The following is a 13,455-nucleotide window of genomic DNA, read 5'->3' on the forward strand; positions in this document are numbered from 1 at the left end:
CATGCGCGGCTTTGTAGTGGAGGCGAAACCGTAACGAAAAGGCCGTCGCCGTGCTTGGTATTGTCATAGCAATAGCCGCTCGATAATTTTGTTTGCAACTTGCTTTCCGTAATCGTGCAAACACAGGGGGCCTGTATAATTCACGTTCTTAGGAAATTGCACCCGCAGCAATTTGTGCGCAACCGCTGCGGAGTTCATGGCGAGATCGAACGATGGGACGTAGTTGCAACCAAAGCTATTAACATTAAAGTGTGCGATAACCTCGTCTCTAAAATGTTTCATTTCTTTCCAGTATGCGGTGAATTCAACATCCGTTACCCGCAGCTCTTGAAATAACTGTTTGCGGAAATCATCTTGGACCATGGCCGCAGACTTCCAGTGAGTGCCTTCTGCATTTGACCCAAAAACTTTGCACCATGAGAGCGCCGTATCCCCTAGGAGCGCATTGCAGATACTTTTGAAAGGGAAAAGGTACCCAGCGTCTTTATCGAGACTGTCCAGGTGCTCCCAGATCGCATAGAACGAATAGTATGATCTCGAAAATGTAGCGAGGAACATCATGCTAAGTTCGACTTGCTCTATACGTTCTTCGATGTCACGCATCAAGATTCCTATAATAGGTGTTAGGTAGTTCGCGCGTTTTTCCACTTTAATGAGTGCGCGCGGTCAAGATTTTTATACCGTACCGTCAACGTGCTGATTTTAAATAATATTTGCGACTGCCATATAACACCAATAAACTTGCTTGCTGCCTTTGTCGCCATGACCGCTTTGGGTCGGATTCGGCCACAAGCGTAAACACTCTGCAAACTGAATAAAAAGAATGTCAGCGCCTTAGCGGACATCTGAGAAACATCCTTGGCAAAGTGTCTGCTAAATCTGATACTTTAGCCGTCGCTGAACGAAGGCGGGTTTCGTCCCCTCGAGAACTTTCACTACGTTAGCGTTGGTTCGTGTTTCCTCGATAGCACCGCATTCGAAAGAAAATTTATAGTTTTTATGCTTTTCGAGCTTCACATAGATGATCTGCTCGGCGTCAGCCCCAATAGCCAAATTAGGATTATGTGTCACTAGAATGACTTGGCGGTTCTTCTTTGCGCCGCGGATGCATTTTGCAAGGACAGAGAAGATGCTGTCGTTATCCAAATTGTCTTCTGCTTGATCGATAATCAGAGGCGTATTTTCCAAGTCCAAATACAGATAGAAAACAAGGAGAAGAAGTCCTTTCTCTCCTGGGGAAAGCTGAGGTAGGTTTTTACCACCAAGTCGAAGCTCATACATCGTCTCGATGTGGTCGAGTGAAAATAGGAAGTCACAGAATTCCACTCTGGTCTTGTTTTGCTTGATCTGTCTGGCGAAGTCGTAGTCTTCGACTTCCTGAAGGACCTTCTCGCAAAAGCTATAGACGGACTCGAAGTCCCCCCAATTCACTTCTGAAGCGAAGTCTCGCAGTGCCTTTTCACCATCTCCCTGGAACGGGCCGCGAACAGACTTACTGATAAACTCAAAAAACCGGCCGGAAAAGCTGTTAGCAAGAACAAAGGATGCTTCGATGCTCACGTTGAAATTGTCGTCTTTGAAAGTACTCAGCTTGTCTTCGACGCTTTTTTTAAGCTCTGTGTAGAAGGAAAGTACCAGTTCTTTCGCCTCAAAGATGCCCTTTGAAATGGCCTTTCGATTTTCCTCGAGCGCGGCAATTTCGGATTCGATATTTTGCTCTATATACGCGATCTGGTTTTTCGTATGACGGATCGTTTTGGGTGCGGGATGTTCCTTATCCCCAAGAAGAGTCGCCTTTTGTTTCTGGAGTTCCGCCAATTTATGGAGATAAGATTGATGTCGCTTCCCTGGAGCACTCAGTTGCTCTCTCAGGGAGGATATCTTCTGTTTCAGCCCCTCCTTCACTGCGTCAACGTTAGGAATGCTGCTGTAGTCAATCGCTTCACCAACCTCTTGCCCTTCGGGAAATTGAAGCATGCTGTCCACCAAGAGCGTAGCAATTTCACCTTCGATTTGGGTGTTGAGCTGAATGAGCGACGAAGCATCGAAAGTTAACGTGATTATTTCATCTATATTGAGACCAAGTTCCTTACAGAGGACGGTAACGCTCTCTTCTTCACTTTTGACATAATCCTTAAGGTCAGCGAGCTTCCTGGTCAGCCGCTTGAGCTTTTCAGAGCGTTCTTTCGCATTCGCAAGTTGCCCTGTCAGTTCCTTTCTTCGCTCTTCAAGGTCAACAAGCAACGCACTAAGTTTTTCAATCTTCTTGCTGATATCTCTTTGTTCAGGACTTTCTTCCGAAGGCTTGTGTACCTCAGTGGGTGCCGATGCTTCGAGTGCTTTGAACTCAGCGTTGAGCTTTTCAAGCTCGCTTTGTAGCTTTTCCTTGAATTCCGGCTGACTTCTGCTCTTTAACTCGTCAAGCTTATGATTTAGTTCATTAAGGCTTTGCTTTAGGTTACTAATTTTTTCGCGGCTTTCTTGGGTTTTGAGCTCTTCGAGTTCTTTGAAACTGCTCCGATTTAGACGGTCAGTTTCTTCAACATGTGAAAACACTACGTTTTCGATCTCAGTTTGAAACTGACGAACTTCCTGGATCTCGTTGGTAAGGGTTTCGAAGTAATTTTGGGGAAGGTACTTGACCTTTTCAGGCTCGGTGAGTCGAACACCTTTGCTCAGGTTCTTTGAAACTTTGGTGCTATCACCCCAGGTGAGGGTGGCTTCGAAGTTTTCGGCAAATCCTTTCTGCCTAAACTTCACGTTGCTTCGAGAGTTTGCAAGGAACGAAAAGCTCTCCTCTGTCCTAGATTCTCCGAGCAGCCCTATAATATCAGCTAGAGCGCTTTTTCCACTCCCTTTGTTCCCAATGATCGCTGTGAGCTCGGGATTAAGCGGAACATCGACCTTCTTGAACCAAATGCCATTCTCGTTTCCATAAGTCGACACTTTCTGAATGTTCAGGTGGTCAATGAACTTTGTGGCCTCTGAATTCCTACGTTGAAGAACTGGGGGTTCCTCTCCGATGTAGACTCGAGTTTCCGGCTCAAACAGCGTCTGCTTGAGACCTTCAAAGCTTGGATTTGCTTTTATCCAAGTTGGCTCATAGCCGGTAACATCACCACTGAGCCGCTCCAGGTCATCAAAGCTATGAGCATCGCTGGCATCAAAAACAGGTTTCTTCTTCGCCTCACCTTCCTTGTATCGCTCCGTATCGAGGAAATATTTGGTGCTATCGCTTCCTCCAAAGAAGCCATGCACTGACTTATCAATTTCTTCGGCAATGCTGATTTTTCGCGGTGAACCCGTATCCTGCGACTTCATTCCGTCATTCTTGGCTGGAAAAATCAGAAGATAAGGCTTTGCGTCACCAAAGGTCTTTCTCAGCGCGTCATTAATACTTTTCAGGCTCACTGTTGCCTGATCGTAGTTTCCCTTGTAAACCAAATCGGCGCAGGAAATCTCAACACCGTTCGTATCAGTAAGATGAGTTTTTAGATTCTGAAGAAAGGCTTTGATTTTCTCCTGGGGGCAAACTTCTGAGTTGTTGTCAAAGACAATATGTATATCCGGGCTATTTCCTTCCTTTCCGATCGCATCAGAGAGCCGGAGTTCAATGTTGGGGAAGAACACCTTTTCACCGTCGGGGAAACGGTCACGGTACTTCTCGACCGCGACGAAGTAATTGTCACAGGAAAAATAGTCAGTCAGGCCGAAGACCTGAACTCTCGAAGCTTCAAGGGTATCCAAATAGACTTCCCAGTTATCCCCGGCAGTGGTTTTGTAGTCATTTGACAACTTGGTGTCAGGTGTATGCAAATGAAGATCCCAACGTCGCCAAAGCGACCCACGCTTCGAAACTACCGTCATATCCTACCAACCTTAAAAATTGTTGTTCGACTGCCTGGTGCTCGTCCTATCCGACCGGACGGAGGATGGAACATGCTGTTATTAATTACTCGGATCAAAATGTCGAGCGATGCGATAGCGGCAGGTAACGAAAGCTCCTACGGAACTTGACCCGACTCGGTTTAGGTCCGCTTTGGGTCGAAAGCGGCCTCAGCTGATGCAGATTGTCAGCCCATCCCCTCTGATGGCGAACCAGCCCGATATTCTTTGCCGAATGTTAATAATGTAAATTAATGTTTTATCAAGTGCCAGTCACTTAGACCATCGATGCAGCCAAAGGGCGTGCTTGATATCCAGCGAGGGCAGGGCGGAGCTAGCTGGATTACTGGCTCTTGCAGCCTTGGATCCGGTCCAGCTATCCTCGAGATGCAAGCCGCTGGTCACTGACGGTCATCAGTGACGCCTTTTGCCTTCGGGCAATTCCCAAAGCCGTTAACGCATCCCGAAAGACGGCGCTCACCTGAGCTGGATGCACTTCCGAATACTCGGCCTCGCGCCGAACCACCCATACGGGGAATCACTTTCCCCGGATGGGGATGGTGTATCTCCCGGACCCGATCCACTGGAGCTGCACCATGAATCCTTTCCAAGGCTCTCGAGCCCTGCTGTTCTCCGTTCTGATTCCGCTCATGCTGCCACAGGTCATTCCTGATCCGCTCCGTTGGATCTGGCTGACGCTGGTCGCCTTGGTGGTGCTAAAGCGCCTTGGCCTCATCAGCTTTGGCTTCGGCAGCGGTGCGGCCGGCAATGAGAATGAGGCGTTAGGTTCCGTCAAGACGGGATCGACCTCTCATCGCCGTGGCGCGACACACGAGGGAGAGATCGTTGCCCATGGCAGCGCGCCCTATCAGTTCGACGAGGCCAACCGCCTCAGCTACTACATCACGCTGCGGCCCGAGCGTGGTGACGACAAGACCGTGTGGGGGATCGATCTCAAGCGCGTGGCGCGAGAGACCCCGCTGGCTATTGGCGATGCCGTGGCGCTCGAGTTTCTCGGGCGTGAAGCGGTCGTCGTCAAGGAGCCGGTTCGCAATGACCAGGGCAAGGTCGTGGATCACCGTCAGGTGAACACGCACCGCCATACCTGGAAGGCACACGTTCTGCCGGCATAAACCAAGCGGTATCCACCCCATGGGGAAGTTTCCTTCCCCCTGGGGCGAGGCGCTTCCCCTTTTTTTGTTCCCGAGGAGAAGTACCCATGAATCGCAACACGCACAACGCCAACGTCCGTATCGATCTCACCGCCAAGGCGCAACGTTTGGGGCTTTGCCCCGATCGTCGCGATGTAATGGTGCAGATGGAGCAGCCCCTCATCAACGAGGTGGTCACTCTCTTCGAGACGGCTGGCACATCGCATTCAGCGCTTGAGGATCTGCACTGGATCGAACGCCTCGATGCGTTTCTGGTGCAGGCTCGTGACGAGCTGATAAAAGCGCCTGCAGGGAGTCGATCGCTTGATCTCGACATAGCGGCACCGCATCGAACCGGGGGCTTATTGCTACCGCTGTTCGTCGGTGTCCATGTCGAGCTGGAGCATCAGCTTGGCAAGCAGGCGCTGGTGTTCTCGCTGTCCGGACGTGATCGTCTGGCTGCCTGAACACACGCTGTTCCACTTCCATAAGCCCGTTTCGACGGGCTTTTTCCTATTCCACCCCGACCGGGATTCGCTCCCGGTGGGGCATCTCGGTCGTCATCATGAGGTTTCGACGATGGCCGACATCTACCAGGCAATCACCGATCGGATTCTGGACAGTCTCGAGCAAGGGCATCTGCCCGGTATCGGACAGCCCTGGGATCCGTCCCGCCGAACGCCACTCATACCCTGTAACGCCGTCTCCGGTCGCCAGTACAGCGGCATCAACGTGCCTCTGCTCTGGGGCGAGGCCGAGGCTCGCGGGTTTTCCCAGGACCGCTGGCTCACCTTTCGCCAGGCGAAAGAGGCCGGGGGTACGGTACGCAAGGGTGCGAAGAGCACGCTCGCGTGCTTCTACAAGCCTTTGAAGCGCGAGATCGTCGATGACGCCGGTGAGCCGGTGCTCGACGACGAGGGCAACCCCAAGGAGCAGCACTTCGCGATTTTGAGGGGCTTCAATCTGTTCAACGTGGATCAGTGTGACGGTCTGCCCGATGAGGTCACGAATCCGCCGGCGACGTCGATCGAGGGATTCGACAGCGTGGATGCGCTGGACGACTTCATCGACGGCTGTGGCATCAAGGTCACGCACTCGCTGGATCGCGAGATTGCAGGGTATTACCCCCGGCAGGACAGGGTGTTGATGCCCGCGAAGGAGCGATTCCACGACGGGGATAGCTACTACAGCGTGGCACTGCATGAACTGACCCATGCCACCGGGCACGAATCACGCCTGGCACGCATTGGGGTCACCGATCCCGAGCCGTTCGGTTCCGAACGCTACGCGCTCGAGGAGCTGGTCGCGCAGCTGGGCTCTGCCTTTCTGTGCGGGCACTTCGGTATTCGCAACGAGGCCTTCGACGCCGCCTACATCGCCAGCTGGATCAGCGTGCTGCAGGGAGACAAGAAAGCCATCTTTCGCGCCACGGGCGCGGCACGTCTGGCAGCGGAGTTCCTGAAGCAGACGCATCAGGAAAACCGCACGCCGGCATCGACGGATCAACCGCAAGAGGAGAGCGCCAAGGCCACATCGAAGCGCCGACCGCAGGCGGACGATCAGGACATCGAGCTGTTCGGGCACCAATGGCCGCTGGGCGATAGCGTCAAGCTGGATCCCACGGTCGATCGGGGTACTTTCCGTGCCCAGGTCACTCGCCTGAAGCAGATGGGCTACGCATTCGATGCCACGTCACAAACCTGGACCTATTCAGCTGCCGCAGCGGCTTGAATCTGACACTCAACCCCCGGGGGCGATGACTGCCCCTGGGGGCAGCTCGTCCCCATCCTTGTCGATGGAGGCAGCATGTCACCTGCAACCCCGCTCTGGCGTCTCGAGGAGGCGCCGGAGCTTTTTCTGGATAGCTATGTCGCCGATGGCGACCGCGCGGTCTTCCTGTCCCTGTGGGGGCGGGATACTGCCATTCACGAACTGATGGCCAAGCTGACCCTGCCGATCGCCGAAGGTGGCTGGACGGAGATCACGCTCCAGCGAGATGGCCAGTCGGTCGCTCTACAGCTGGACCGTGAGCGCATGGCCAAACGTACGACGCGGACCTATCGGCAGACGCGGTTCGGCAGCCTGCTGAACCTCTGGCTGTTCGATCAGCGCTGTCAGGATCCGGATCGCGCCAATCGTCAGTGCTACGCGATCTTCAACGAGCGCGACTCGCGACAGGACAAGAGCGCGATGCTCTGGTCACGTCTGCGAGATCTCGCCGCGTTTCCGCTGCTCGATCACTGGCGACCCACGGTCGTTCAGCTGCTCCTCGAGCAAGGCGCGATACGCCTGCTCGATCAGAAGTCAGAGCGCCTATCTGGCGTCTGGATCGATCTCTCGCTGGCCAGCGTCCAGGACGCTATCGGTCAGCTCATTCAATCCGGCGATCTCGCCACGCAATGAACCCGGAGGCCATCATGGCACTGATGTTTCCACGCCTGGCGCGCAACTTCGCCAAGAACGGCTACTACCCGACCGACGAGGACACGATCGATCGTATCCTCCAGGCACTGGGCACCTCGCATGACCAGCGGATGCGCATTCTGGATCCGTGCGCCGGCGAAGGCCACGCGATTCTGGAAAGCGCACACCGGCTGGGCCGAGAACGAACCGATGCTTACGGCATCGAGTACGATCTCGAGCGGGCGCGCCACATGCAGCGCCTGGTCGATGTCGGCATCCAGTCGGACCTGATGGATACCGTCATCTCGCCGCGCTCGTTCGGCATGATGTTCTTCAACCCACCCTACGGCGATCTCGTCAGCGAGACCGGCGGCAGCAAGGGATATGCTGGCAAGGGCCGGCAACGGCTGGAAAAACTGTTCTACCAGCGCTGTGTTCACCTGCTGCAGTACGGCGGGATCATGGTGATGATCGTGCCGCACTACGTCTTCGACGATGAGCTGTCGAGCTGGGTCAGCCAACACTTCGATCGTGTTACTGCGTTCAAGGCCGCGGTTGATACCTTCAAGCAGGTTGTCGTCTTTGGCGTTCGCACGAAGCGCAATGCACTACTGGCAAACGATAGGGCCAAAACGATCAGGCAGATGTTGCAGCAAATCGGGCTGGGAGAGTTCAAGCCCGAGCCGCTGTCTTCGATCTGGTGTGATGGTCTCTATGATGTGCCGCCGGCGATCGGCAGCGCGCCACACTGCTACCGCATGTCGCTGGAACCCGAGCAGCTGGAGCAGGAGATCGATCAGCTGGGCGGGCTATGGCCCGATTTCAACCTCGCGTTCTGGACCGATGGGGTTACACAACGACGTCCGCTGCGCCGGCTTTCGAGCTGGCACCTCGCGCTGTCGCTGGCAGCGGGAGGCATATCGGGCATCGTGACCTCGCGGTCGGGACGTCAACTGGTCGTGAAGGGCGACACCTTCAAGGAGAAGTCCTCGAAGGTCGAGTTCAGTGAGGACGCCGATGGCAACATCAGCGAGCGTCGGATTCTGACCGATCGTTTCGTGCCGGCCATCATGGCCTGGGACGTGACGCCGGACTCTCCCGACAAGGGGCGACTGTTCAAGATCACCTCGACGCCGGCGCAGGATGCTCCGGCACAATCTGAATCTACCGACTCGGACGCCGAGACGGCATAACCAACCAAGCTCGCCCCAGGGCGAGCCAACCCCTACGGGCAGAATACCGCCCGTAGGGGCGTGTTCTGTCCGTTTTCTTTGGAGATGGACATGAACATGCAATGCACAGCACCGGATAACGTCATCGCGCTCAACGATTTCATCGACGAGTTCGGCGACGGTCTTCTGGATACGCTTAACCACACCCACCCTCCGGTCTACGACGGCCGAGGGAACCTGGCGCGACAGGCGGTGATGAACGCGCTGGCACGCCAGCCGTTTCCGGCACAGGCGGATGTCGTTCACGCGATCTGCGCGCTGCTGCTGGATCAGAACGAGCGTGCCGGCGTGATTAACGCCGAGATGGGGACCGGCAAGACGATGATGGCGATCGCCGTCGCCGCCGTGATGGCGACCGAAGGCTATCGTCGATCGTTGATCGTGTCTCCGCCGCACCTGGTCTACAAGTGGCGGCGCGAGATCCTCGAGACGGTGCCCGAGGCTCGGGTCTGGGTACTTAATGGGCCGGACACGCTGGCGAAGTTGCTCAAGCTGAGGGAGCAACTGGGACAGCCAGACGGTAGCCGGCCGGAGTTCTTCGTGCTGGGGCGCGTGCGGATGCGAATGGGGTTTCACTGGATCCCGGTGGCCACCCCGAAGCGTACCATTGCCGGTCGCCTCGCCGCGTGTCCGGACTGCGGCCGCATGATCCTCGACAACGACAATGAGCCGATTCGGTTCGAATTGTTTCAGCAGACCGAGCGTCAGCAAGCATGCACCGGATGCGGTGGCCAGCTCTGGACACTCATACGACAGCGGCAGCCCGGAGGGGATGCCCGCCGTCGTTCGGTGCTCAAGGCGCTGCAGCGCATTCCGACGATCGGCAAGGTGACATCGGAGAAACTGATCGACCAGTTCGGCGAGGGGTTTCTCTCGTCGATGCTGGCCGACAACGTGCACGAGTTCATCAACCTGATGGACGAGAACGGCGACCTGGTGTTCAACGATCGACAGGCGACGAGAATGGAGCGGGCGATGGCGAATATCGAGTTCGGTTTCGGTGAGGGCGGTTTCCAGCCGAGCGAATTCGTGAAGCGCTACCTGCCCGATCAGTTCTTCGACCTGCTGATCGTCGACGAGGGGCATGAGTACAAGAACGCAGGATCGGCCCAAGGCCAGGCTATGGGCGTACTGGCAGCAAAGGCACGCAAGACGCTTTTGCTGACCGGCACGCTGATGGGCGGCTACGCGGACGATCTGTTCTACCTGCTCTTCCGGATCCTGACGCCGGTGATGATCGAAGACGGCTACCGTCCCCAGAGCAATTCTTTGGGAGCGGCGTCCATGGCCTTCATGCGCGAGCACGGTGTTCTCAAAGACATCTACTCGGAGCGCGAGGGCGCTGGACACAAGACGGCGAAGGGGCGGAAAACCTCGGTGCGCACGGTGAAGGCACCAGGTTTCGGTCCCAAGGGCATACTGCGCTACGTGTTGCCCTTCACGGTCTTTCTCAAGCTCAAGGACATCGGTGGCGATGTACTGCCACCGTATGACGAGGAGTTCGTGGAAGTCCCGATGTCGTCCGGCCAGGCCAGCGCCTATGAGAGGCTCTCTGGAGAGCTGACACAGGCGTTGAAAGAGGCGCTGGCACGCAAGGACACCACACTGCTGGGCGTGGTGCTCAACGTGTTGCTGGCGTGGCCTGACTGCTGTTTTCGGCCGGAGACGGTCAAGCACCCGCGCTCGCGGGAGCTGATCAACTTCACTAAGTCGATCTTCGACGAGACGTCGACGATGCCGAAGGAGGACGAGCTGGTCGAGCTATGTCGGTCGGAGAAAGCCCAGGGCCGCAAGGTGCTGGTCTATTCCACCTACACCGGCAAGCGCGACACAACGAGTCGCCTGAAGCGGGTGCTCGAGCAGGCGGGGCTGAAGGTGGCCGTGCTGCGCTCGAGCGTCGACACCAGTCGGCGGGAAGATTGGATCGCGGATCAGGTCGAGAAAGGGATCGATGTACTGATCACCAACCCGGAGCTGGTGAAAACCGGCCTGGATCTTCTCGACTTCCCGACGATCGCGTTCATGCAGACCGGCTGGAACGTATACACGCTGCAGCAAGCGGCTCGGCGCTCGTGGCGTATCGGTCAGCACCGGGCGGTGCGTGTGGTGTTCTTCGGCTACGCCGAGACCTCACAGATCGCCTGTCTGCGACTGATGGCCAGCAAGATCGCCGTGGCGCAGAGCACGTCCGGGGACATCCCCGAGTCCGGGCTCGATGCGCTCAACAGCGATGGTGAGTCGGTCGAGATGGAGCTGGCCCGTCAGCTGGTCGCTTGATGCTTCATGCACATCAAATCCAACCCCTCTCCGGAGGGGTTTTCTGTTTGAACGGCGTATAGGAATAAGGCAGATATTCAGTTTTCGTCTGGTGTTGCATCTACCTCTTCCTAGCAAATGAAGCTTATGCGCTAAAAGCATAGAAATATCTTCGTGGTTATTAGGTATATTCAAAAACGATCTAACGTTAGAATTATTTCTAAGCTAACCTGGGGGCATGTTCTTTCAAGGAGCTCTTATGAACACCTACGCTCTATCACGAGGCAATGAGGATACTGGTCTCCCCGATGTCGCCGGTTTTTTCGATCCTCGCACCTTCAGTATTCAGTACGTCGTCAGCGATCCCGCCACGAGCCGCTGCGCGATCATCGATCCAGTGCTCGATTACGATGAGAAGTCCGGCGCCACGGCGACATTCCAGGCCGATGAGCTCTTGGCTTACATCGAGCGCGAAGGGCTCGGGGTCGAGTGGATTCTGGATACCCATCCCCACGCGGATCACTTTTCCGCCGCGCGCTATCTGCATGACAGGACCGGCGCGCCCACCGCCATCGGCCGGCCGGTGACGCAGGTGCAGGCATTGTGGAAGGAGATCTACCACTGGCCGGACCTGAAGGACGACGGCAGCCAGTGGGATCGTCTGTTCGACGAAGGGGACACCTTCACACTGGGCGAGATCGAGTGCCGCGTGATGCACTCGCCGGGCCATACGCTGGCCTCGATCACCTACGTGATCGGCGATGCCGCCTTCGTTCACGACACCCTGTTTCAGCCCGACTTCGGTACCGCCCGTGCCGACTTCCCCGGCGGTAGTGCGCACCAGCTGTGGTACTCGATCCAGGCGATCCTCGCGCTGCCCGACGAAACTCGCCTGTTCACCGGTCACGACTACATGCCCGACGGCCGCGAACCGCAGTGGGAAAGCACGGTGCGCGAGCAGCGCGAAACCAACAAGCATCGCCTGGGCGACAGCAGCGAGGCCGAGTATGTCGAGCTGCGCAACCGTCGCGACAGCGAACTGCCGATGCCGAAGCTGATCCTGCACGCGCTGCAGGTCAACATTCTCGGCGGCCGTCTCCCCGAACCGGAAAATAACGGCAAGCGCTATCTGAAATTGCCGCTCGACGCCCTGGAAGGTGCGGCGTGGGAGTGAGAAGGCGTTGTCGCCGAGCGCTATTGCGCCGCGCCGAATCGACCAAAGGGAGCCAGTCATGAACGAATCGACAGACATGAACGAATCGACAGTCACGAATCAGTCGACAGCCGCGACCGACAAGCGCCATGACATCGTTATCATCGGCGGTGGGGCGGGAGGCATCGCGGTCGCCGCGAGTCTTCACAAACGCCGTGCGGATCTCGATATCGCCATCGTCGAGCCCGCACAGGATCACTTCTACCAGCCCGGCTGGACGCTGGTCGGCGGTGGCGTGTTCACCCCGGAGCAGACCCGGCGTTCGATGCACTCGGTGATGCCGAGCTTCGTGGCCTGGTACCAGACCGCCGCGGAACGGCTACTGCCGGATACTCGCCAGGTCATGCTGAGCAACGGGTCGATGCTTGGCTACCGGGCGCTGGTGGTCTCGCCGGGTCTCGAGATCGACTGGCAGGCGATCGACGGCTTGGAGGAAACGCTGGGCAAGAATGGCGTGACCTCGAACTACCGTTTCGATCTGGCGCCCTATACCTGGTCATTGGTTCAGTCCATGAAACGAGGCAAGGCGCTTTTCACGCAGCCGCCGATGCCGATCAAGTGCGCTGGCGCGCCACAGAAGGCGATGTATCTCTCCTGTTACGAGTGGGAGAAACAAGGTCTCCTGAAGGATATCGACGTTCATTTTTACAATGCCGGCGGTGTGATGTTCGGCGTCTCGGACTTCGTGCCAGCGCTGGATGAGTACGTGCAGCGCTACGGCATCCACAAGCAGTTCCAGCAGAACCTAATCGCTGTGGACGGCCCGGCCCAGAAGGCGCGTTTTCGCGTCACGAGTGAGGATAGCAGCGAAGAGATCGAGACCGATTTCGACATGCTTCACGTCGTGCCGCCTCAGCGCGCCCCACGGCTGGTGCGCGAATCGCCGCTGGCCAACGAGGGTGGCTGGCTCGACCTCGACGCCGAAACACTCCAGCACAACCGCTTCAGCGATGTCTTCGGTCTGGGCGATGCTAGCGGTACCGGCAACGCCAAGACGGCTGCGGCCGTGCGCAAGCAGGCACCGGTGGTGGCGGGCAATCTGCTGGCCGTGCTCGATGGCAATTCGATGCCTTCCGGCTATGCAGGGTATGGCGCCTGCCCGCTGACGGTCGAACGGGGGCGCGTGGTGATGGCGGAATTTGGTTACGGCGGCCAGTTGCAGCCGACGTTCCCGTCATGGATCAACCAGGCTACACGGCCGACCCGGCTCGGCTGGAACATCAAGGCGCAGCAGCTCCCCTTCATCTACTGGAATCTGATGCTCAAGGGGCATGAATGGCTAGCCAAGCCGCAGGCGCGCACTTGATCGAGGTCG

At 56.7% G+C, this 13,455-nt stretch carries 10 protein-coding genes; 8 read left to right on the forward strand and 2 right to left on the reverse strand.

Annotation, left to right across the window (positions count from 1 at the left end; genetic code table 11):
- Window positions 1–63 precede the first annotated feature (63 nt).
- Window positions 64–603, reverse strand: coding sequence for a hypothetical protein (locus AAGT95_RS14180; RefSeq protein ID WP_342594218.1), 540 nt, complete (start codon window positions 601–603; stop codon window positions 64–66).
- A gap of 270 nt (window positions 604–873) precedes the next feature.
- The gene (locus AAGT95_RS14185) at window positions 874–3,867 is read right to left on the reverse strand and encodes a TrlF family AAA-like ATPase (protein WP_342594219.1); all 2,994 of its coding nucleotides are present in this window, start codon (window positions 3,865–3,867) and stop codon (window positions 874–876) included.
- Between the two features lie 614 nt (window positions 3,868–4,481).
- Here AAGT95_RS14185 and AAGT95_RS14190 point away from each other — a divergent pair.
- The 8 genes from AAGT95_RS14190 (at window position 4,482) to AAGT95_RS14225 (ending at window position 13,446) form a co-directional block, all read left to right on the forward strand.
- Window positions 4,482–5,018, forward strand: coding sequence for a hypothetical protein (locus AAGT95_RS14190; RefSeq protein WP_342594220.1), 537 nt, complete (start codon window positions 4,482–4,484; stop codon window positions 5,016–5,018).
- 86 nt (window positions 5,019–5,104) lie between these two features.
- The gene (locus AAGT95_RS14195; protein WP_342594221.1) at window positions 5,105–5,503 is read left to right on the forward strand and encodes a hypothetical protein; all 399 of its coding nucleotides are present in this window, start codon (window positions 5,105–5,107) and stop codon (window positions 5,501–5,503) included.
- A gap of 112 nt (window positions 5,504–5,615) precedes the next feature.
- Window positions 5,616–6,767, forward strand: a complete 1,152-nt coding sequence (locus tag AAGT95_RS14200) for a DUF3275 family protein (RefSeq protein ID WP_342594222.1) — start codon at window positions 5,616–5,618, stop codon at window positions 6,765–6,767.
- Window positions 6,768–6,842: 75 nt separating this feature from the next.
- Complete coding sequence (locus AAGT95_RS14205) at window positions 6,843–7,439, forward strand: hypothetical protein (protein ID WP_342594223.1); 597 nt, start codon at window positions 6,843–6,845, stop codon at window positions 7,437–7,439.
- Between the two features lie 14 nt (window positions 7,440–7,453).
- The gene (locus tag AAGT95_RS14210) at window positions 7,454–8,632 is read left to right on the forward strand and encodes a DUF6094 domain-containing protein (RefSeq protein WP_425356024.1); all 1,179 of its coding nucleotides are present in this window, start codon (window positions 7,454–7,456) and stop codon (window positions 8,630–8,632) included.
- 90 nt (window positions 8,633–8,722) lie between these two features.
- The gene (locus AAGT95_RS14215) at window positions 8,723–10,948 is read left to right on the forward strand and encodes an SNF2-related protein (RefSeq protein ID WP_425356025.1); all 2,226 of its coding nucleotides are present in this window, start codon (window positions 8,723–8,725) and stop codon (window positions 10,946–10,948) included.
- A 238-nt stretch (window positions 10,949–11,186) separates the two neighbouring features.
- Window positions 11,187–12,101 (forward strand): MBL fold metallo-hydrolase, encoded by a 915-nt coding sequence (locus tag AAGT95_RS14220; protein ID WP_342594225.1) that lies wholly within the window; start codon window positions 11,187–11,189, stop codon window positions 12,099–12,101.
- Between the two features lie 58 nt (window positions 12,102–12,159).
- Entirely contained in the window at window positions 12,160–13,446 is a 1,287-nt protein-coding gene (locus AAGT95_RS14225; protein WP_342594226.1) for an FAD/NAD(P)-binding oxidoreductase, read from the forward strand.
- The last annotated feature ends 9 nt before the right edge of the window (window positions 13,447–13,455 follow it).

It is taken from the genome of Salinicola lusitanus (assembly GCF_038648475.1).
GTDB classification, from domain to species: Bacteria; Pseudomonadota; Gammaproteobacteria; order Pseudomonadales; family Halomonadaceae; genus Salinicola; species Salinicola lusitanus.

What these genes read in the sequence shown, in the direction of transcription:
- AAGT95_RS14185 (WP_342594219.1), bottom strand. Translation starts at nt 3,867, where the DNA reads ATGACGGTAGTTTCGAAGCGTGGGTCGCTTTGGCGACGTTGGGATCTT.
- AAGT95_RS14210 (WP_425356024.1), top strand. Translation starts at nt 7,454, where the DNA reads ATGGCACTGATGTTTCCACGCCTGGCGCGCAACTTCGCCAAGAACGGC.
- AAGT95_RS14200 (WP_342594222.1), top strand. Translation starts at nt 5,616, where the DNA reads ATGGCCGACATCTACCAGGCAATCACCGATCGGATTCTGGACAGTCTC.
- AAGT95_RS14190 (WP_342594220.1), top strand. Translation starts at nt 4,482, where the DNA reads ATGAATCCTTTCCAAGGCTCTCGAGCCCTGCTGTTCTCCGTTCTGATT.
- AAGT95_RS14180 (WP_342594218.1), bottom strand. Translation starts at nt 603, where the DNA reads ATGCGTGACATCGAAGAACGTATAGAGCAAGTCGAACTTAGCATGATG.
- AAGT95_RS14220 (WP_342594225.1), top strand. Translation starts at nt 11,187, where the DNA reads ATGAACACCTACGCTCTATCACGAGGCAATGAGGATACTGGTCTCCCC.
- AAGT95_RS14225 (WP_342594226.1), top strand. Translation starts at nt 12,160, where the DNA reads ATGAACGAATCGACAGACATGAACGAATCGACAGTCACGAATCAGTCG.
- AAGT95_RS14215 (WP_425356025.1), top strand. Translation starts at nt 8,723, where the DNA reads ATGAACATGCAATGCACAGCACCGGATAACGTCATCGCGCTCAACGAT.
- AAGT95_RS14205 (WP_342594223.1), top strand. Translation starts at nt 6,843, where the DNA reads ATGTCACCTGCAACCCCGCTCTGGCGTCTCGAGGAGGCGCCGGAGCTT.
- AAGT95_RS14195 (WP_342594221.1), top strand. Translation starts at nt 5,105, where the DNA reads ATGAATCGCAACACGCACAACGCCAACGTCCGTATCGATCTCACCGCC.